Consider the following 22,370-nt stretch of genomic DNA (forward strand, 5'->3'; position numbering starts at 1 on the left):
AAGTATAAAGTATGCTATTTAAAACCATTGTAAATGATAATGTTAAGAAATGTCTCCTTGATCATAAAATATAACCTTGCTGGTTAAAGTATTAACCCAGAGTAACGTTTTATTGCTGTTTTTACGCCATGTTGCCAAGTTGCTTTATTAGTGGCGATTGTCAGTTTTGATTTTGCTCTTGTGATCCCAGTGTAAAGCAGCTCGCGTGAAAGTAATTGATGTTCAGCTTGTTTTGGTAGCACAATAACGACATGGTCAAATTCACTACCTTGCGTTTTATGAATGGTCATGGCATAAACGCTGTCATATTTGGGCAACCGTGATGGCATAAACACTTTATAGCCGTCTTCACTGTCTTCAAAAAAGGCCATTAACTGACCTTCATCAGTGCGCCAAAGTAGGCCAATATCACCATTATATAACCCTAGACGGTAGTCGTTTTCACTGATCATAATTGGCATGCCATGGTAGGTGGCATTGGTATTAAAGCGAGAAAATAATTGCGCCTTTATCCATTGGTTTAACGCATCAACACCTAGTTCACCTTGGCGAGTAACGCACAGTACACGAAACTTTGCCAACAGTGCAAACGCATGGCTAACATCGCTAGCCCGCGCTAATCCTTGGTAGTACTGTTGTATTAATGCGGGTAACCAATGGCTTAAATTGCTGTCGGTGAGGCTTAGTTGGTTTTGCTGGTTTACTAAAGATACTTTGCTGGCCAAAGGCTCTAGCAACTGCCAACTTAAGTTGGTTTCACCTTGAATAACATAAGCGGCTAATTTTCCAATACCACCTTCGCCATCAAAACGACGACTTTTCATTAAAAAGCTTAAGTGATCATGGTGCGTGCTAACAGCTAAACCCGCTTGCTTTGAATCACTTTGACTAACACCAACTAGATTAGCGCCAGCTTGCGTAAACTGTTTGGCTAATAACGCTGGGGGTAATTGGCAGACCTTGGCTAAATAAGCTAAATTTTCTTCGCTATAGCCGCGATGTGGTCTAGGGGCTATATCTGCTAGTACACTCCCCACAGCAACAGAGGGGAGTTGATCAGCATCACCTAAAAGTATAATTTTACTTGTTGGTTTTAATGCGCGAAATATACGTGCCATCATGGGTAAGTCCACCATAGACACTTCATCGATCAATAAAACATCACAAGACAATAAATTATGTTGATTATGCCTAAAGTTTGGGCTGTTAGGAATAACACCTAACAAACGGTGAATCGTTTTTGCTTGCGTTGGTATTGTGGCTAAAATACTGTCAGCCACTAACCCTTTAAAGCCGGCAATTGCCTTGATAATAGATTCAGATAAACGTTGTGCGGCTTTTCCTGTGGGCGCAACTAACGCTATCTCTAATGTTTTAGGCTGATGAGTACAATGACTATCAAGCTGATTGTTTGCCACCGAATTTGGTGTGTTTTCTGCAAGCAATTGCTTTTGTTCCTCTAACATCAACAACGCTGCCAGTAACTTAGTTACCGTGTAGGTTTTGCCAGTACCAGGGCCACCGGCAATAACCGTGAAGTTTTTATTAATAGCATTAGCAACCGCAAGTTTTTGCCAATCAATTTCTTGCTGCTCTGTGCTTTGCTCTTCTTGTGCGCGCGGAAATAAATGATTGATAATAGCGCTTATGTCAGTAATGGATGTTGTTAGTGCTTGTGTTAATCGTTCATTAATACCGTGGGCAAGCTGCCACTCAAATTGATAATACCGACGCATATATAGTTTGTTATCAGCAAACACTATTGGTTGTTGTTCATTCGCAGTAATATTAAGCGCGTTAAGTAAAGCAATTAAAATATCGATACTAGGAAAAGGGTAACCTTGATGGCTACATTCACCTAGTTCATCAAAGGCAACCCCCCAATGTATTGAGGCAACTTCTGCAATGGGTAAGCAAGTATGCCCTGCCCGTAAACTAACACTTAAGGCAATAAATAAATGGTATAAAATGTGTTTTTTCTCATCAGATATGCCTGTTTTATCGCCTGCCGCTGTGTCATCCGCTAAAGCAGTAGTAGCGGTTAACGCAAGCGTCATTTCTTTGGCAAAGAAATGATCTATGGCTTCTATATTGGCTAACTGCTGTTGAGCTTGGTGAAAACTAAATGCTGCTTGAGTCATTATTGTTGCTCCTTAGCTAGGTTAGTATTTAGCTCTTCGTGCTGTTTTTTAGTCGGTTTTGCATCTCGCTTTTTACCTAAGTAAATCTCATTTAATTGTGTTAGTTCTGCTGGGGTAATTTGACGATAATAAACGCCTTTACCTTGGTGCTCTTCATCATTGCTCATGCCGCGTAAATATAAATAGTAAATACCACCAAAATGCGCTTCTACATTATAATTACTGAGTTTTTGTTGAAGGTAACGGTGTAACGCTAAGCTATAGATAAGGTATTGTAAGTCATAATAATTTTTTTCTATATCTTCGCGTAATGCCTCAGGGTTATAGTCATTAAAACGCTCTCCTAAGTGGCTAGATTTATAGTCACACACATAATACTTACCGTCTTGTTCAAACACTAAGTCAATAAAACCATGCATCATGCCTTTTAACGATTGATAGTTTGGTAGCCGCGCAATACTGTGCTGGGCTGTTTCTTTATTGGTATTTCGATGATCGGTTAGCAATATCTCTAAATCACGAATACTGGCCTCATTCATAGGAAAATAAAACTCACTTTCACGTAAGGTTTTTTCTCGCGGAATAGCACTTAAACTAAAATGAGCTGAAGTGGTGTTAGTTAATGTATTAGTGAGTGAATTTGACAGTGGCGTTTGCACTATTTCATCAAGCCAATCAAGTAAATCAACGTGAGTAAAACCGGTTGTTAGTTCACCATATTTAAGTAACGGTCGTTGAATACTGTCCAACATGTTGCTGTTAATGGCCGTACTCGGTTTAAAGTTACTATGCTCCAAAATATCATGTAATAAATTACCACTATGCGCCCCTTTAGCCAGTTGAAAACGTAATAACGCTTGATCGCTTTTATGGTTTGTGACGTTATGGTCGATAGTTTCTACTGAATCTCTATCAGGTGAGGAAATTCCTCCATGACGCAAATTTTTACTCAATGCTGAGAAAGAGCTTAACCACCAATCCCTTTCTATTTTACCCACAAACTTACTTGCCTTAAGTTCATTTTTTTGTTGATAAGATTGGTTTTGCATATAAGCATTGCTAGCAATCGCATCGGCAATGTCGTCAAATAATTCTGTTTGAACGCTTATCGTTTCAGGTGATTTAGCCGCTAACTGCTGCAGACTTTGTGTAATGTCTTGCTCAGCTTGCCATTGCAAGGTTTGACCTAAAGGCGATAAGGCATACTTTTCAAACGCTGTAGTTAAAATATAACAACGACGTTCTGCCCGCGTTATCGCAACATATAACAGACGAATACTTTCAGCATAGGCTTCATTTGCCATGGCAATTTTAGCGTTTGCATCACCATCTAAGCTTAAACATAATTGTCCCTGTTCATTGTGGTATTCAATATAACTGACCGACTTATTGCCAAATTTAAGCGGATCTTTATGACGCGTGGCAAAGGGAATAAAAACAATAGGATACTCAAGACCTTTAGCACCATGTTGGGTAACAATACGAATAAGATCGCCGTCACTTTCAAGACGCTGCTCCGTTTCTAAATCATTGGCCGCTCTTGCGCCATCGTCATTACATTGTTGTTCAAACCAATAAAGTAATTCTTGTGGTTGTAAAAACTTTTGGCTCGCTGACTGTAATACTTCAAATAGGTGTAAAAGGTTGGTTAATGCACGTAACTTATTACCGTTTTTATCAACACTGGAAAAATCAAGATGTTGATGCATTAGGCTAATTGCCATGGCAATAAAACCTTGGCGTTGCCATTGTTCTCGATAAGCAAAAAAACTAAATTTTAATGTTTGATAGGCCGATTCGTCCTGCTGCAGTTTATATAATGAAGCGGCATTAATTCCCAGTAAACCACAGGTAATGGCGCTTAAATAAATGCGTTCATCTTCTGGCGCTAGTATCCCTTTTAATAGCTTAGTTAGTTGCTTAGCTTGCTCACTGTCAAATAAGTTAGCGCGATCAGACAAAAAAACACTGGCTAAGTTTGCTTGCAGTAAAGCTTCTTTAATTGCACTGGCTTCACGCCCATCACGCACTAAAATAGCAATATCTTTAGGGTTTATTTTTGTCTTAGTACTAACGTCATTGAGTAAGCTAACGATTTCATTAGCACACCAAGTTGCCATTAATGGCCTAACTGATTGCGGTACTTTTTCGCCAACATTTTCACCGGTAAAATGCACAAAGCGTAATGCCCTGCCGGTATCGCCTGCTGGCTCAATAGTCTCTTGTGCTTTTTTTCCAGCTAAAACCGCTTGGTACTCAATGCCATAACCAAAGACAGATTGATTACTGTTACTGTCAGTATTAGCACCTAAAAACACTTGATTATAGGCATTAACTACATCAGGGCTTGAGCGCCAATTAGTATCCATAAGCCAGTGGTAATCACAGTCACTACGCGCATGTAAATAAGCAAAAATATCTCCGCCTCTGAAACCATAAATAGCTTGTTTGGGGTCGCCAATTAAATAAAGCGCATTCTTGTTAGTGTTGCTATCAATAGCTGAATTACCCTGTAAGGCATTTTTTTGATAGTAAATACCCTGTAAAATAGCAAATTGCTGTGGGTCAGTATCTTGAAATTCATCCACTAATGCCACGGGATATTGTGCCAATAAGGTTTGCGCTAACGCATTATGACTACTGGGGTTAGACAAGGGGTTATTTTGTGCTTGTTCAGCCTTTTGTGGCGTGTCTAGCGAAGCGTTTTCTGTCGGTTGTTGTAAACAGTCTGCTAGTGTATTTATAAGATCGTCAAAATCTAAACAATTAAGCTGCTCTTTTGTTTGCTTTACTTGCTGCCTTATTTGGTAAATTGCACTTCTAACTATTTGGTAAGCTTTAGCTTTATTAATGTTTTTCGCTAAATTTTTAACCTGTGCTTTAATTTCTTTAGCGCTATCTAATACCTGTGCTAATAACACTTTAAATGCTTTAGGATGCCGACTACCATTGAGTAAATAATCTGGCATTGGCTGCGCGATTGCTGCAAGTAAAGTGCTTTCGTCTTGGCATTGCGCAATACACTGTAACCATTGTGTTAATTTAACTAATTCGTCTGCTCTTTTCGCTTGCTCTTCTGGCTTTTTATGTGCAACTAAACCGTCTGCAAGTAAACTTGTGTTTTCATTTAATGCAGTAGTGGCTTGGGTAGCCAATTGGGTGAAATGATTAACCAAGCTTTGCACCTCAATCACCATCAGTTTATTTCGATGTGAAATTGCTTTGGCAAAACTGGCGATAAAAGCACTGGGGGTTGGCCAAAATTCTTCTACTAAGAGGTAGTTTTCAGTATTTTGTTTAGCGAGTTGACGGTACCAGTCTTGCGTTGCTTCAAGCACTAACTCACTACTATTAGTTGACATGTTCGCATTAAACGCTAGACCACTGGTAAAAGCATGTTGTGTTAACGCCCGCTGACAAAAGCCATGAATCGTAAAAATAGCCGCTTCATCTAAAAACAGTAAAGCCCGTTTTAATAAAAATTCAATTTTATTGGGATTAGTATTATTGGGGTTAACACGTGCGTCGATAGCTTTAAAATAATTGTCTTGCTCACACAAGGTGTGCCAATTATTGAGCGCATCACGGATAAAAGCATCAATTCGCCCTCTTAGTTCTTGGGTGGCATCTTTGGTAAATGTCATCAGTAAAATTTCATCTACTTTCAACTCTCGCTCGAGCAGTAAGCGTAGGTATATACGAGTTATATTGTAGGTTTTTCCTGTACCCGCACTGGCTTCAATTAAATGTCGCCCAGTTAGCGGGATTGTTGCTGCATCTAAATTAGTTAACTTGATATTTACTGCTTGGCTCATGAGTTTTCACCTGTCACTTTCACCTTTTGCTTATTTACATGCTGATATAAGCTTTGGTATACCGTAGTCAATTGCGGTAAATAACTCGCTATATTGGGGCATTGTGGCCAAAAGTAACGAAGATAGGGGTCATCACCAAAACCTGGCGTAGCGTCATCGCCATGCCAGAGTTTTTCAAAAGTATCTTGTGTGAGTTCAACCTTTTTACCACGAACTTGTTTAAATACGTGCGCTGCTAATTCGCTGTTAAGTAGCAAGGCTTGTTTTTGACCTTGTTCATAGGTGTTTAGCAACCCATTCATTTCAGCTTCAGCATGGTCAATCGCTGTAACGCTATAGTGCTCTACACTTTGCGCTTTGGCATTAAAGTAGAAGCCACAGGTGCTTTCTACTTGGCTAAGTGGGTGGTTGGCATAGTCGGCCGTTGCTTTATTTTGTTGTTGCCAAAGTTGTACTATTAACTGATGTATAAATAAGGTGAATAAATCTTTCACTTTTGCACCTGAGCTACGATAAAAGACCAATTGAACACCGTTATGCGTTAGTTTCACCGGCATTTTTGCCGTTAAAGTGATAGGTTGCCCTTGGCTTAAATTTTGTCGGTTGTTTAGTGTTATTTGGCAGTCAAGTAATTCGGGGTTATCACAGCCTTGCGCTATTATTGCTTGGCTAAATTTTTGTATTTCATCAAGCCAATGTTCAAAGTTAACTTGTGTGCTGGGTAAGTCTGGAAATTTTCCTGATAATCGCGCTGTATGTAATACTTGCTCTGTGTTGTGTGTGGAAAATTCTGCTGTAGGTATTGTGGTTTCTTGCTTTAGTAATTCTGGCTTTAGCATCGCGTGTTTTAATAACGCTTCTTTTAGTAAATAACGATCTAAATAATCAGCGCTAAAAGGCTCAACATCATTTAATTGCACGTTATTATTGTCTAAGTATAAATTTAATGCCTGCTGGGCAAACATTTTACTTGGATGTTGAAAAAAACGGATTAAGTTGTCAGCCGTTATTGATATTAAGTGGATATTCTCATCGGCGATTACTAACGGGGTTTCCTGGTTTATTTGGCCTTTAGCGGTATGCTCATTCGCGCTAGTTTCATTCACCGTTTGCTCCTTGCCTTGCGCTAGCTTTAACCAGTTAGCGTCAAAACTTGCTGTGCTAGCACTAGCGTATTCATTTAAGCTTTCATTTGCCAAGTAATTTGCTTCACTAAAGGGTTGCATGGCTATTTGTTTTAATTGGCTGTTTTGTTGTTGGTTGTTATCATCTTGAGAAAATGTCCAACCATAGCCCTGGGCAAGGTAATCCATTAATTCTTTTAGTACCAATGATGGCTGTTGCTCATTATTGTTTTTGATATTACGGCCTTGATAGCTTAAATACAGCGAGTCTCTAGCCGAAATAATGGCTTCTAAAAATAAATAGCGATCATCACCACGGCGAGATCTATCGCCGAGTTTGGCTGCGCTTTGTGCCATTAAATCAAAACCTAATGGTTGACGTTGCCTTGGAAATTCTCCATCGTTCAAGCCTAATACCGCTATCACCTTAAAGGGGATACTCCGCATAGGCAGCATAGAGCAGAAGGTTACCTGTCCAATCATAAATTGGCGACTGGCATCCCCCTGACTAAAGTGGTTATTAAGAAAGTCGACGACGATGGCTAAATCAATCTCTTCATCAAAATGGGCATTTGAACAATATTCAACCAAGGCACTCACGGCTTGTTCGATGATACTTAAACTATTTTCAATTTGCTTATTTATCTGTGCATTACTTATCTGAGCATTATTTACCTGGGCATTGGCGCCATAAGCTGAATTTTTATTTTTTACCTCAGCAGAAAAATAACTATTGGTGGCAAATAATTCATCCAATTGATTGAGTAAAAATTTCTGCCATCCTTTCGCGGTTCTTGGTGTATTTAATTGTTGGGCCAACGTTTGTAGCTGTTCAATAAATAACATTAATTGCCCAAGTAATACCGCATCGTCACCTTCTACCACGCCCAATAAGAGTTGGTTTTGGTAAATAGTATCGGTATCTGAAAAAGCAAAACCTCTGAGTAAGCGCGACAAGCCTTGTTGCCAAGTAAAGCTGTTATTTACTTGTTCACCGAGTAATCTGGCTTTATGTGACTTATCTAAGCCCCAGTGAATAGTAGCTTGTTGCAACCAGGCACTAATTTTTTCACTGTCTTCTTCATTAATTGCAAATTTATTGGCAACCGCGGGTAAGCGAATAAAACTTAATAAATGGGATACTTGAAAGCGTGAGTCAGGCAGGGTTAATAAGTCACTAAATGCGGCAATTAAAGGGTCACTGTCTTTGGCGCTACGGTCGGCAATAGAGCAAGGTAATGGTGGTACTTCATCATTTAAGTCTTGCCATCCTCGTGTAAAAACTGCATTGACATAAGGTGCATATTGCTCGATTTGTGGGCACATAACCAAAACATCTTTTGGTGTGAGCTTGTCTGCTGCGTTTTTAGCCTGCTTCGCTGAGTGATTAAATTGATGAAGTAAGTAATCATGTAATGCTTGCACTTCTCGTAACGCACTGTGACAGCTTACGAGCGTAATTGAATCATCTATTACTTGCTCGGGTGCTTTTGTGGCGTCAGTTAGCGTTAGAATATCATTTTGTACTTTGTGTAAAATACGCTCAGTGGGTGCCAACGTTTCGTTATCGTTATTCATGTTGTCATCATCAACGTCACTGGACTGCTTGGTACTCGCTTTGACAAACAATTCAACATTAACTGTGCTGTAATCTTGCACTAAAGCTAAAAATTCCCGCCCCTGTTGCCCAAGGTTAGCGAGTAAAGGGTTCCCTACAAAAAGGTGTTCGTCATCAACACCTTTTGACCAATGGGATAGTTTATTCATGGCTTGTTTTTCACTAATAATATCACCCCAATAGGAAAAACAGGGGTTAAGGTGATAAAAATCGACTTCTATATATTCACTTAATGCATTAATAAAAGTTAACCACATAGGCGCCATACTATTAATGCCAAAAAAACTTAAGCGTTTAGGTAATAACAATGGGTCAAGTTGCAGTTTACTGTCGATATTGGCTATAGCATTATTTAATAGCTCGACCGGGTTATAAGCTAGTTGCTTAATCAGCTGTTGCCATAGTTTTGCTTGCCACTTGCTGTCATGAGACAAAAGTTCAATTTCTAGTCCGTTTTGCCATGAATCTAACCAGTTTGGCCTAAAAATTAAATACTGCTCGTATAAGTCAGCCATTTGTTGAGCTAGTTGGTAACGTTTCAAGTTTTCTTGGCTCGAAAAGTTTTGCGCTTGAGTAGCATCAGTATTATCAACAGATGACTTATGCCAATAACTTGTTGCTGCGCTAAAGTCACTATCTTCAACAATTTTTTGCGTTGCTAATAGCGCATAAATGCGCCAAGTTAATACTTCTCTTGAATAAGGCGACTGTTCAGGCACATCTTCATCGCTAGCGAGTGTTCTAATTAACTTCCATAAGTATTGTGCAGGCAGCGCATAACGCATATTCATGCTAATGCCACGCTCTTTTGCAATACTGAGGTTTAACCAGTGCTGCATACCTGGATTTTGTACCACAATCACTTCTTGATTGAATACACCTAAAGGAGATAGTTGGGAGATTTTATTAAGCAGCAGTAACAAATTTTCCATTTTGTTAGCAGGATAAAGGTTAATCAATTGAGCACCTGTCGTGTAAAACTTGATAAAGCAAATTTAACCACAAGCTGGTATTGAACACCATGTATTTTAAAAGATAACTAGTGCTTTGGTTAAAGCAAAAGTAAGCATTTCACTGTGATAAGTATTCGGTGCTAACAGCAGGTTAGCACCTTTCTAGAATGTCGTTAATTTTATGGGGTAAATTTAACCGATTTAATGTTACTCCTTTAATAAGATCAATTAAATTATACCGCTGACGTCATCTAAAATAATAATAAGTCCAACTAAATAAATAATTCTCGATGAAGCTTTTCAACCACACTATTTGCATCTTTTTCATCCACTAAAAAGCATAAGTTATTGGCACTAGCACCATGGCAAATTAAACGAACATTCGTGTCGTTAATGGTTTGAAAAATTGTTTGCCCTATCCCTTTAGCACAAGTTAAACCATTACCTATAACAGCTACCAATGACAGACCATGCTCTACGGTTACTTCACAAAGTTGCTCGAGTTCTTGCACTACCGTTGAGGTAATCAAGGCTTGTGCAGAACTGCTAGGGTTGTCAAATGTTAGTGCAACGCTTATTTCACTGGTGGTTATTAAGTCAACACTGAGTTCATGTTTTGCTAAGATACCGAATACTTGAGCTAAAAAGCCACTGGCATGTAACATAGCTGGGCTTTTTACTGTTACCAATGTTTGCTCTCGTCTTAGTGCTATTGAGCGATAGGTTGGGTTAGAGGCAACCGATTTTTTTATTTTAGTGCCGCCTTTTTCTGGCTCCTTGCTTGAACCAACAAAAACAGGGATGTTGTGACGCATAGCTGGAATTAATGTTGCCGGATGTAGTATTTTAGCACCAAATGTTGCCATTTCTGCCGCTTCACCAAAACTAATCTCTTTAATCGCGCGCGCGTGCTCTGTAATACGTGGGTCCGTGGTAAAAATACCAACCACGTCAGTCCAAACAGACAAGTTACTGGCATTCAAGGCTTCTGCCAATAAAGCAGCACTAAAGTCAGATCCCCCACGTCCCAGTGTTGTGGTTTCGCCTAAACCATCTTGCCCTATAAAGCCTTGTGTTACCACTACTTGTTGCGCTAGCTTAGGCGCTAGAAGTTCATGACATGCAAAGTGCAGCTGTTCAGTATCGACAACCGCTTTACCGTATAAGCTATTGGTTTTCATTACTTGTTGTACATTAAAGTAAGCTGCATTCACTCCAACGGATTGCAATACTTTTGCAAAAATGCGAGAGCTAAATTGTTCACCAAAGGCAAGAATAGTATCGGCTTGTTTTACACTGTGCTGCTGTGATTGTTTCAACGCGTGACATGATAGCTCTGTTAGTAAACCGGCTATTTCACTGTTGAGTGCTTGCGCTACATCTTTGGCTAAATACTGAGTAATATTTAGCTGAATTGCTTTAATTTTTTCTATAATATCAGTTTGTTCATCAACAGAGATATTTTCTTGGCTTAAGCGCACTAAAAAATTGGTAACGCCTGCACTTGCGGAAACAACGATTAAGCGATTGCTGGTGTCATTTTTAATAATATGAGCACAGCGAAGCATTGCCTGATGGTCAGCAACACTGGTACCGCCAAATTTAGCGACGGTAAGTGCGGAGTTTGCATGAGATACATTTTGATTTAACATGGATAATCTTCCTAAACATGATCTTTACTATTAATGTAGCTAAAATAAGCGTGCATAAATTAATACCAAATAAGATCATTCACTAAATAAAACAGGAAGAGCATGACTGAAGAGTTTTATGGCTAACGCATTGATAATAATGACACAAACATGTTAACTTTTCAGCCAGAAGCTCTCCACCTAAGTCTTTCCAGACACTAAATTCAGGTGACAGTCCTAAGGATTCAGCCCTAGTGACCGAACATAAACAGCCACAGTGTTTATGCCCTCGGCGATAATCTCCTTCAATAATGCATATTGGAATGTGGTTCCTAACACCTGGGGGTGTAGCATTACTTATCTAGTTATCGCTCCTCTTCTGGTGTTGCTTAAATAGCTATAACCCTCATATTTTCGCAACGGCAATATTAAACCTTAAATACCGATAAAATGCAATAGACTTTTAGACGTCTATAACATCAATTTTAGATACCTGTTATTATATAGTTAAAGCATAAGCTTAATATTTCATTAACGAATGAGTGAAAGTTTAAAGCACCAAATTATTAAATAACGCTTTTCTCATCGTTAAACATACTAATTGATGAAATATAGAGTGATACTGTTGAATCAATTAAGCTTGTTCTGCACTCACGAATGAAACACTAAGGTGGGAAAGTTAGTGAAATTGGTATAGCTTTTGCTATAGTCTAAAATAAGCCTTGTTTCTACTTGATAATATATTGAACCTAATGGATTTATTCTTACTAAAAAAAATTATTTCAGCGGCTATTATGCCAATTAATCTCGTATTAATTTTATTGCTTTTAGCTATTTTTTACTTTAGAAATCGCCCTAAAAGAAGCTTTAAGTGTTTATTTTTTTCTGGCTTACTCTTGCTATTATCTGCAATGCCAATAGTTGCTGATCACTTCATGCTTGCGATTGAAAATAACTATGACGCCTTTACTCGCTCCACTACACCCGTTGATTACATTGTGGTGTTAGGTGGTTGGCACACCAATAATGATGCGCTACCGGTAACAAGCCAGCTTAATACCAACGCATTACAAAGGTTAGTTGAAGTGTTGAGAATTTATAACTTACATCCTGAAGCACGTATTATAACTTCAGGTCACCATTTGGAAGGTGAGATATCACATGCACAACAAATGAAACAGGCTTTAATACTGTTAGGCATACCGGGACAAAAAATCATTACCGAAAATTTCCCACAAGACACTGAGGAGGAGGCAGAATTAATAAGTCTGCGAGTACAAAACCGCCATGTTGTTTTAGTTACAAATGCCAGCCACATGTTACGCGCTATGAAATATTTTCAGGTGCATGGTGTTGAGCCAACACCTGCACCCACAGGTTTTTGGGTTAAAAATATCAACAGCCCTAAAGGTTGGCAATATTACGTGCCAAACAGCAAAAGCTTACGACAAACTACAGCTGCTTGGTATGAAAGTTTGGGATTATTTGTGCAATGGCTTAAGCGTTTAGTTTAATTTGTCTCAGTTTTGCTTACTCTGGCAGTTGTGTTTAGTTTGGATGAATTAAATTGAGTCAAAAAAAACAGAGTTTCACTCACCTGTGAATACTCTGTTTCTGGTACTTAATATCTAGCTAATGCCTAGAACCTATCCTTATTTACATATGTTCAATAATACAATCACCAAATTGTGAACAGGTTACTAAAGTTGCGTTATCCATTAGACGTTCAAAATCATAAGTTACTGTTTTAGCACCAATAGCTCCTGACATGCCTTTTAACAAGAGATCAGCTGCTTCTACCCAGCCCATATGACGCAACATCATTTCGGCCGATAATATTACCGAACCTGGATTCACTTTATTTTTACCTGCATATTTAGGCGCTGTGCCGTGTGTTGCTTCAAAAATAGCAACATCATCATTTAAGTTAGCCCCTGGCGCGATACCAATACCGCCAACTTGTGCAGCAAGCGCATCAGATAAATAATCACCATTTAGGTTAAGCGTGGCGATAACACTGTATTCTGCTGGGCGTAACAACACTTGTTGTAACATGGCATCAGCAATAACATCTTTAATGATGATTTCCTTACCGGTTTTAGGGTGTTTAATACGACACCAAGGACCACCGTCAATTAATTCAGCGCCAAATTCTTCACAGGCTAATTCATAGCCCCAATCTTTAAAAGCTCCTTCAGTAAACTTCATTATATTACCTTTGTGAACTAAGGTTACTGAATCTCTATTATGATCAATCGCATATTGAATGGCTTTGCGCACTAAACGTTGTGTGCCTTCTTTTGACACTGGCTTAATACCAATCCCACAGTTTTCCGTGAAACGAATTTTAGTGACGCCCATTTCTTCTGTTAAAAATGAAATAACTTTTTTGGCACCTTCACTATCCGCTTGATATTCAATGCCCGCGTAAATATCTTCAGTATTTTCACGAAAAATAACCATGTCAACTTCCGAAGGTTTTTTAACAGGGCTTGGCACCCCAGTAAACCACTGTACTGGGCGCTGACACACATATAAATCTAAAACCTGACGTAAAGCAACATTGAGTGAGCGCATTCCTCCCCCTACTGGAGTCGTTAATGGCCCTTTAATGCCCACCTTATATTCTTTAAACATTGCTAAAGTTTCATCAGGCAACCAGGTTTCTGAATCGTACACTTGTGTCGCTTTCTCACCTGCGTACACTTCCATCCAAGAGATTTTTTTCTTGCCGCCGTAAGCTTTTTTCACTGCAGCATCAACAACTTTAATCATAGGAGGGGTTACATCAATACCAATACCATCACCTTCAATAAATGGCACAATAGGGTTATTAGGTACAACTAATTTACCATTAGATACAGTAATTTTGTCACCTGAAGTGGGGATTGAGATTTTACTTGTCATAAGGCGCTCTCCTAATTGGAAGAATGAAGTTTGAAAATACCTGAAAAATTATCGAGTTAATTTTACTAAAGCCATATTGTCTAAAACTATCTTAGGCTAAAAACTACAGTAAACTAAACAGGATTATAATCAAGGCATAATCAATTTTCCTCGATAATACTTTAGTGTGATGCTTTAGGCAGTTCAAGTAGACCTAGCGCATTACTCTTATGATTTAAGCTGTCATTGCCCCTAATGTAAAGCAAAAAAACAATGAGATGATGAGCTCACCTGTAATACTTACTATTTATTTGCTGAATGCTCTTTTTAATTTTTGTGCGAATAACCGAGTAGTTATTGCGCACTAATTAAGGGGACTTGTTGTCACTACTTTTCACAATAAACATCGTTGCCTCCCTGCAACTATGTTTATTGTACTTACCATATTAACTACCAACCTAACGCTTATGTAACAATAATAGCGCTCTTAACTTAGTGCGTGTTACAACAATTACAAAGCCTTTGAAATTTGCTCAGTGGTTATTTTTGCATCACCAAACAACATCTGGCTATTATCTTTAAAGAATAATGGGTTTTGTACGCCAGCATAACCTGTGTTCATTGAGCGTTTAAATACCACCACTTCTTTAGCATTCCATACTTCAAGTACAGGCATACCAGCAATAGGGCTATTAGGGTCGTCATTAGCCGCGGGGTTAACCGTGTCATTAGCACCAATAACCAGAACCACATCTGCTTCAGGGAAGTCGTCGTTGATTTCTTCCATACCTAAAACAATATCATAAGGTACTTTGGCTTCTGCTAATAGCACATTCATATGCCCGGGTAAACGCCCTGCAACAGGGTGAATAGCAAAACGCACTTCCACTCCTTTACTGATTAATTTCTGCGTTAGCTCATACACCGGATATTGTGCTTGTGCTACCGCCATACCATACCCAGGTGCGATTATTACCGACTTAGCACTCCCTAATAGATCTGCTACAGCATCGGCTTGAATTTCTCTGTGTTCTCCGTAATCTTTATCTTCATCAATAACCACTGTGGTACCAAAGCCGCCTGCAATAACACTGATAAACGAACGGTTCATCGCTTTACACATGATATAAGATAAAATAGCGCCTGATGAGCCAACTAAAGCCCCCGTAATTATCAGTAAGTCATTAGTTAACATAAAACCAGCGGCGGCTGCAGCCCAGCCAGAATATGAATTTAACATAGAGACAACCACTGGCATGTCCGCACCTCCAATAGAAGCTACCAAATGCCAACCAAAGACTAAAGCAATAGCCGTCATTAAAAAGAGCGTAAAATCTGAACCACCATCTTGAACAAACATCACCATCAAAATAAAAGATACCACCCCCGCTGCAAGGTTCATTTTATGACGGTGCGGCAAGGTCAAAGCACTTGAGTTAATTGAGCCACTTAACTTACCAAATGCAACGATAGAGCCAGTAAAGGTTACTGCGCCAATAAAAACACCTAAGAAAATTTCGGTTAAATGAATATTCGCCGCTGTTTGTTGCGCAGCAGTATGAATCGTACTGTGCCCGGCTTCAAAGTAACTATTAAAACCAACCAATACTGCCGCTAAACCAACAAAACTGTGCAATATTGCCACTAGCTCAGGCATTTGTGTCATTTCCACTTTGTTGGCCAACTTTAAACCGATCACAGCGCCAATTGCCATGGCAATAACAATAAGCCAAATACTGGTTACTTCGGGGTTGAAAATAGTTGCTAATAAGGCAATGGCCATCCCTATCATGCCGTACAAGTTACCTTGTTTGGCTGTTTCTTGCTTACTGAGCCCCGCCAAGCTAAAAATAAAAAGTAGTGCTGCAACCACGTAGGCAGCACCGATAAAACCATGAGACGCTATTTGTGTAGATTCCATACTGCCCTCCTACTTACTAAACATTTTTAACATGCGACTAGTCACTTTAAAGCCACCAACAATATTGATTGTAGCTACCAAAGTTGCGATTGCTGCAAGTACTTGTACTAAGATGTTATCAGCACTTATTTGTAGTAGCGCACCAACAATAATTATGCCTGAAATAGCATTGGTAACACTCATTAACGGGGTGTGGAGTGAGTGACTTACATTCCACACCACGTAGTAACCAATAACACAAGCTAATACAAATACAGTAAAATGTGTTAGAAAATCAGCGGGGGCCACACTTGCTATCCAGCCAAACAAGGCAACACCTGCAGCCATGAAAGCATATTTTTTTTCGCGCGATACAGGCGCCTCTACTGTTGCCTCCACTGGTGCTACTTTCGCTTTTTGGGCAGGAGCAGGTGCGGCGCTCACTTTAATTGGTGGCGGTGGAAACGTTAATTCATCATTTTTGACCACGGTCATATTACGAACAACAACATCGTCAAAATCAATAGTGAAGCTACCATTTTTGTCTTTGCAGAGGAGTTTAGCTAAGTTCACTAAATTATTAGCATAAAGCTGTGATGCTTGGTTTGGCAGGCGAGAAACTAAATCCGTATAACCAATAATTTGCACGCCGTGCGCATTAATCACTTTACCGGCAACCGTGCACTCACAGTTACCGCCACCACCGGCGGCTAAATCAACAATAACGCTGCCTACTTTCATTGACTCTACCATAGCTTCAGTAATGAGTTTAGGTGCAGGCTTACCAGGAATCATTGCGGTAGTAATAATAATGTCAACATCTTTCGCTTGCTCAGCAAAAAGTGCCATTTCTGCATCAATAAACGCTTTACTCATTTCTTTAGCGTAGCCATCACCAGAGCCAGCTTCTTCAGCCTCTTCATAATCTAACTCAAGAAATTCAGCCCCCATACTTTCAATTTGCTCTTTTACTTCAGGGCGAGTATCGAATGCTCGAACAATCGCGCCTAAACTACTGGCGGTACCTATTGCAGCAAGGCCAGCCACACCAGCACCTATGATCATAATTTTTGCTGGCGGCATTTTACCTGCGGCGGTGATTTGCCCAGTAAAAAAACGACCAAAATGGTGTGATGCTTCTATAACCGCACGATACCCCGCGATGTTAGCCATAGAGCTTAAAGCGTCCATTGATTGAGAGCGTGTCATTCGAGGCACCATTTCCATGGCAAGTGTGGTGATTGATTTAGCCCGTAGCGCTTCGAGTAAGTCTGGGCTTTGCGCGGGTGCAATAAAGCTAATAAGTGTTGCACCATCATTCATCAAAGCAACTTCGTCTAGGGTAGGTGCATTCACTTTAAAAATAATATCGCTTTGCCAGCAGGTTTTTTTGGCGACTATTACAGCACTACTTTGCGTAAACTCTTCATCAGTAAAACTCGCTTTAACGCCCGCACCCTTTTGTACCTGTACAGTAAAACCTAATTTAGCTAATGCGCTGGTTGCGCTGGGTGAGCCTGCAACGCGGTTTTCACCCTTGAGCGACTCTTTGGGAATGCCAATGATCATAAAACACCTTAAACAGTTGATAAAAAAGACTAACTGTTTAATGTTTTACCACTTATTGGGTTAATATTAAACACCCATTTAAAAATAATTAATTTCTCATACAAACGCTTACTTTCTTTGGCTAACCGACCAAGTTTCAAAAAGCGCTGCACTTATTACTAACATACCTCCGATAATCGTTAACATATTGACCCTTTCATTGAGTAATAAAAAGGCTAACATACTGCCATATAATGGTTGTAAACAAGAAATAAGCCCTGCTGTAGTAGCTGACAGGTGTCGTAATGATGAAGCAAATAAAGCATGAGGCATAGCGGTAAAAACAACGCCTACCAGCAGAATAAGCAACCAATCATTGCGAGTAACCGCAGTAGGCGGTATTTCAACAAAAAGCCCTAACATTAAAAAAGCTACTAAGGTTTGATAAAGCATAGTATGCGGCCCAGAATAATGGCTAAAATAGTTTTTATGAAGCACATTTCTTAAAGCAAAGAAAAAAGCAGAGATCACACCGGTGATTATTCCTAGCGTTACTTGGTTGCCTAAATTAATTTCTGGGATTAATAAAAAAATGCCGATTAAAACAACAAACGCAATAACCACGTCTTTTGCTTGTGGCTTAGCTTTGGTTTGGCTTAACAGTGGCTCTAAAAATACAGTCAGCACTGGGTAAGTAAAAAAAGCAATAATGCCTATGGTTACGCCCGCCATTTGCATACTAGCAAAGTAAGTAACCCAATGAATTCCTACCACAACACCCAACAGTACAGCAATTTTGTAATCTTTTGGGGTTGCCAAAGTTATTTGTTGCTTTTGTAATGTTAACAAAACAAATAAAACTGTTGCGGCAACCGCAGTACGATAAACAGTGATATCTAAAGCAGGTAAACCAATGAGTTTAGAAAATAATGCAGTACCGCCAAAAAGCAATACTGCACTATGCAAAAACAAAAGGCTTTGCTGTTGTGCTTTCATAGGCAAACTTAGTCTGTAGTTAGTTATAATAAGTAGGTTAATCGCTTGAATAAGCAATAGTTTAACAGGCGCCACCTAAGGTAAACGCCCTGTTTTTAATAAGTAAAGCTGTCAATTACAGTTAGTCGATATCATTAAGCGGCCACATAACGATATAGTCTTCAAAATCTTCAAGCGCTACATCATCATCTTTTACTATTTTGCCACGTACTGACATACCCGCTTTATGCATGGCCGTCTTTTTACCTTGATGCAGTAATGGATGCCAAGAAGGGATACCTCGCCCTTCTTGTAAACGACGGTAAGTACAACTTGGCGGCATAAAAAAAACATCGGCCAAGTTATCTTGGGTTAATTGCACACAATCAGGCACAAGCGTTGTTCTTTTAGTATATTGGCTACATTGACAAGTTTTTTCATTTAACAAATAACAAGCAATATTAGAATAAACAACTTGTTCACCTTCATCTATATGGCTGGTAGGCTGCAATTCATTGTATTCATCAGTGCTTTCATCATCAATAAACTTATTAAGACAACACTTAGCACAACCATCACAAAGCGACTCCCATTCGCTACGCGACATCTCGGCTAATGTTTTACTTTGCCAAAACGGAATTTCTTTTTGAGAAGTAGTCATAATTAATAATGGCTTATTGAATAGGTGGAAATTTTATTGAATCTGATAAATGTCCCACTGAACTAACAAAGTAGTAAGATAAGTTCCAATGCATTAAGCTTTTGTAATTATCATACGCTAAATAAGCACGGCCATTCTCGTCATCAGGAAAAACCAATGCTGCCTTAATATTAACATTGGGAAGGTTAGTGCCGTCAGTACGTCGAACCCCTAAAGCTTGCCACTGTGCTAATGACTTCTCGGTTTCAGCCCAAGCTTTTAACCAATTTTTACGACTGCCCGTATTTTTTGGGATAGCTAATGATGTATCAAAGTTTTCTGGTAATTTCACCTGGCGGCCCCAAGTTAAATCGTTATTCCAGCCTTCTTTCTTCAAGTAATTTGCCATGGATGCAAATATGTCGACTTGATTTTGCCAGATATCTTTTTTGCCATCACCATCGCCATCAACCGCATATCCTAAGAAAGAGGTTGGCATAAATTGATTTTGCCCCATAGCACCAGCCCATGAGCCTTTCATATCGTCAATTTTAATATGTCCTTGTGCTAAAATTGTCAGTGCTGCCCATAACTGTTTTTTAAAAAAAGCTTCTCGGCGTCCTTCATAGGCTAAAGTAGATAAAGCAGAAATAACATTATAGCCACCAGTAAATTTACCAAAGTTTGTTTCTAAGCCCCATAAAGCGACAATAAAGCGAGGCTGTACGCCATATTCATTACCAATTTTTGTTAGTATCTCTTTATGTTCTTTAAATAACTCTCGCGCTTGTTTTATTTTCCAAGCAGGTACACGTTTAGGTAAGTAAGTGTCTAACGTTTCAACTTTTTCTGGTTGTTTTCTATCGGCAACAACCGCTCTTTTATGAAATTTTATCTTAGCAAAACTTTCATCAATTAGCGTTTGCTCAAAACCTCGCGCTAAAGCTTCTGCTTTTAATTCAACAACATATTCTGAAAAGCCTTCTTCAGTTAATGTGTTAGCTTGGGTTGTTTTATATGGTATTAAGAGTAAACCAACCGCTAAAATTGTCGAAACTATGTAGTTAAATGTCATTACCGGCCTCCATTTGTGCTTTATGTTGTTTTAATAAATCTTCTTTAGGCGGCGGTAACTGTAAATAATAACCGAGTTCATTTAAATTCGTTTTCACCTTGGCTAAGTCAGCAAAAGCCAATTTTTTTTTGGTCGCTAAATTCGTTAAAGTAACTAAAGTTGGTGTACCAAAGGTATGCAATAAAGCCTCGGGCACTGAAGAAAAATCATCGCGGGTTTTCACAAAAAGATAAGTGTGTTCTTTTTTAGCGCTTTTATAAATGGCACATAGCATGAAGGAAACCTATAAAAAGTAAAATATACAGTTAATAAATAATGGACAGATAATATATCACGCACTCGTGTCGATATGCGATATAATAGGTAATAAATTATATCGCTTTATGGCAAACATACACTCACTTTAGGTAATACAATGAAAGCCCCTTTATACAATGATATTCTCACTATTTGTCAAGAAATTGCTAATGCTTCAGCAGCAGGTAACGATGAAGACAGAGAAAGTGCCTGTAAAGATTTACAAAAGCTTTGTGCGACAAACCAAGGAACTCCTAAAGATCACCCATTACAATGGGAGGCGTTAGGTGATTTTACCGAAGAAGGTGATTTAGCTATGGATATTTATGACATTGCCATAAATACGGCTGCTAAGTTACAACTCCCTTCTTTTACTGCGTCAATTTACTTGGCAATGGCACAAAGGCAGCAAGAATTTGACGAGTCAACTAAAGCACTCGACTATGCGAAACAAGCTCAAGTTGCCAGTGAAAGCATTGACGACCAAGAATTAAAAGACGAGATAGCCGAGTTTATAGCGGGCATGTAAACCCGCTTTATCCCGTTATTTAAAACCGTTTTCAGCAAAAATTTTTAGCTGTTGGCCAAATAAATCTTTGCGCCAACCAGTTAAAATATCAGGGTAAACTCCGCTAATGGCCATTAACTCCCTAGTGTCATTTAGATCAAAGTGCCAGCTTAAAAACTGATTAATTTGCTTTTTTGAAGCTAAGTTTTCAATGGCTAACGCATGTTTATCACTGATAGCATTTATAAATGATTTTACCTGTTTAAATACTTGTTTATAATTTGGGTACTCATCTAAACGTTGTATTTTTTTAGGGTAGCTTAATTCATTGTCTTGGTCAGCCTGCTGCACTATTGCTAACATTGCTTTACCTTTATGACGAATATCAAGCACTTCAGCGCCTTCAACTTTATTCATTGCTGACAAAGTTAACGGCGAACTAGCCGCTACTGCTATTAAGGTGCTTTCTTTAACAATAAACCCTAACGGTAAATCACGTGCTTTTGCTTCTTGATAACGCCACTTAGCTAAATGCCGCAAAGTATTTAACTGTTTAGCATTTAAGCGCCAAGCAAGTTTCATTTGGCGATACAATTGATTTTCATCAACCGGTGTGAATTTTTTTTCCACTAACAACTGTGATTCCTGTTGAGCATAATTTAACCACCCAGCTTGTTCAAGAGAGGCTGCCAACTTAGGGTAAATATTAAATAAATAATCAACATCTGCGCTTGCATAACGTAACTGCTCTGACGATAAAGGCCTTTTTGTCCAGTCGGTTCTCGACTCTGACTTATCAAGTTCAACACCGGTAAAGTGTTTCACCATAGCGGCATAGCCGATTGATATACCATGCCCTAAAAAAGCCATCATTATTTGGCTATCCATGAGATTAACCGGCTTACATTGAGCACTGGTTAAAAACACTTCTAAATCTTCTGAGCAAGCGTGTAGCACTTTTATAATGCTAGCATTGGTTAATAACTGCCAAAAAGGTGATAAGTCATGGATTAAAACAGGGTCAATTAATGCAAGGGTTTTACCGTCAAATGCTTGTAACAAGCCTAATTTAGGGTAATAAGTACGCGTGCGAACAAATTCTGTATCTATGGCTAAAAATTCTGCTTGGCTGTATTGCTGGCAAAGGGTTTGTAAACTTGTAAAATCTTCAATGAGTTGATACTGCATAATACCTACGTTTTTGTCGCTTAACTTATTGGTGTTTGTTAACTTATTTTGTCTGGTTAAAACTCACTTTG

14 protein-coding genes and 1 riboswitch are annotated in these 22,370 nt (G+C 39.0%); of the genes, 2 read left to right on the forward strand and 12 right to left on the reverse strand.

Features of this window, described 5'->3' with window-relative positions; all coding sequences use genetic code 11:
* Positions 1 to 83: 83 nt before the first annotated feature.
* The 4 genes from recD to lysC form a co-directional block, all read right to left on the reverse strand.
* Entirely contained in the window at positions 84 to 2,141 is a 2,058-nt protein-coding gene (gene recD / locus AC0UA9_RS10530; protein ID WP_475659825.1) for an exodeoxyribonuclease V subunit alpha, read from the reverse strand.
* Positions 2,141 to 5,956, reverse strand: coding sequence for a UvrD-helicase domain-containing protein (locus tag AC0UA9_RS10535; RefSeq protein WP_475659826.1), 3,816 nt, complete (start codon positions 5,954 to 5,956; stop codon positions 2,141 to 2,143). The genes recD and AC0UA9_RS10535 overlap by 1 nt, the downstream gene beginning before the upstream one ends.
* Positions 5,953 to 9,657: an exodeoxyribonuclease V subunit gamma gene (gene recC, locus AC0UA9_RS10540; RefSeq protein WP_475659828.1), complete on the reverse strand. Its 3,705-nt coding sequence runs from the start codon at positions 9,655 to 9,657 to the stop codon at positions 5,953 to 5,955. The genes AC0UA9_RS10535 and recC overlap by 4 nt, the downstream gene beginning before the upstream one ends.
* A 266-nt stretch (positions 9,658 to 9,923) precedes the next feature.
* On the reverse strand, positions 9,924 to 11,303 hold the full coding sequence (lysC, locus tag AC0UA9_RS10545) for a lysine-sensitive aspartokinase 3 (RefSeq protein ID WP_475659829.1): 1,380 nt from the start codon (positions 11,301 to 11,303) through the stop codon (positions 9,924 to 9,926).
* Between the two features lie 161 nt (positions 11,304 to 11,464).
* Positions 11,465 to 11,669, reverse strand: a riboswitch (Lysine riboswitch).
* A gap of 365 nt (positions 11,670 to 12,034) precedes the next feature.
* Here lysC and AC0UA9_RS10550 point away from each other — a divergent pair.
* Complete coding sequence (locus AC0UA9_RS10550; RefSeq protein ID WP_475659831.1) at positions 12,035 to 12,796, forward strand: ElyC/SanA/YdcF family protein; 762 nt, start codon at positions 12,035 to 12,037, stop codon at positions 12,794 to 12,796.
* Positions 12,797 to 12,938: 142 nt separating this feature from the next.
* Here the strand turns inward: AC0UA9_RS10550 and icd are convergent, their stop codons facing one another.
* From icd to AC0UA9_RS10585, 7 genes are all read right to left on the reverse strand, one after another.
* The gene (icd, locus tag AC0UA9_RS10555; RefSeq protein WP_475659832.1) at positions 12,939 to 14,189 is read right to left on the reverse strand and encodes an NADP-dependent isocitrate dehydrogenase; all 1,251 of its coding nucleotides are present in this window, start codon (positions 14,187 to 14,189) and stop codon (positions 12,939 to 12,941) included.
* Positions 14,190 to 14,679: 490 nt separating this feature from the next.
* Complete coding sequence (gene pntB, locus AC0UA9_RS10560; RefSeq protein WP_475659833.1) at positions 14,680 to 16,089, reverse strand: Re/Si-specific NAD(P)(+) transhydrogenase subunit beta; 1,410 nt, start codon at positions 16,087 to 16,089, stop codon at positions 14,680 to 14,682.
* 9 nt (positions 16,090 to 16,098) lie between these two features.
* Complete coding sequence (locus tag AC0UA9_RS10565) at positions 16,099 to 17,637, reverse strand: Re/Si-specific NAD(P)(+) transhydrogenase subunit alpha (protein WP_475659836.1); 1,539 nt, start codon at positions 17,635 to 17,637, stop codon at positions 16,099 to 16,101.
* 108 nt (positions 17,638 to 17,745) lie between these two features.
* A complete protein-coding gene (locus AC0UA9_RS10570; protein ID WP_475659837.1) occupies positions 17,746 to 18,612 on the reverse strand; it encodes a DMT family transporter in 867 nt (288 codons plus the stop codon).
* A 121-nt stretch (positions 18,613 to 18,733) separates the two neighbouring features.
* Positions 18,734 to 19,252: a YcgN family cysteine cluster protein gene (locus AC0UA9_RS10575; RefSeq protein WP_475659839.1), complete on the reverse strand. Its 519-nt coding sequence runs from the start codon at positions 19,250 to 19,252 to the stop codon at positions 18,734 to 18,736.
* A gap of 13 nt (positions 19,253 to 19,265) precedes the next feature.
* Positions 19,266 to 20,306, reverse strand: a complete 1,041-nt coding sequence (locus AC0UA9_RS10580) for a lytic murein transglycosylase (protein ID WP_475659840.1) — start codon at positions 20,304 to 20,306, stop codon at positions 19,266 to 19,268.
* Entirely contained in the window at positions 20,296 to 20,580 is a 285-nt protein-coding gene (locus tag AC0UA9_RS10585) for a YcgL domain-containing protein (protein WP_475659842.1), read from the reverse strand. Before AC0UA9_RS10585 ends, AC0UA9_RS10580 begins: the two co-directional genes overlap by 11 nt.
* A 141-nt stretch (positions 20,581 to 20,721) precedes the next feature.
* On the opposite strand from AC0UA9_RS10585, the gene AC0UA9_RS10590 reads away from it, so the two are divergent.
* The gene (locus tag AC0UA9_RS10590) at positions 20,722 to 21,132 is read left to right on the forward strand and encodes a hypothetical protein (protein WP_475659844.1); all 411 of its coding nucleotides are present in this window, start codon (positions 20,722 to 20,724) and stop codon (positions 21,130 to 21,132) included.
* A gap of 15 nt (positions 21,133 to 21,147) precedes the next feature.
* Here AC0UA9_RS10590 and rnd read toward each other — a convergent pair whose 3' ends face one another.
* Complete coding sequence (rnd, locus tag AC0UA9_RS10595; protein ID WP_475659845.1) at positions 21,148 to 22,299, reverse strand: ribonuclease D; 1,152 nt, start codon at positions 22,297 to 22,299, stop codon at positions 21,148 to 21,150.
* Positions 22,300 to 22,370 lie beyond the last annotated feature (71 nt).

It is taken from the genome of Colwellia sp. F1, assembly GCF_056238625.1.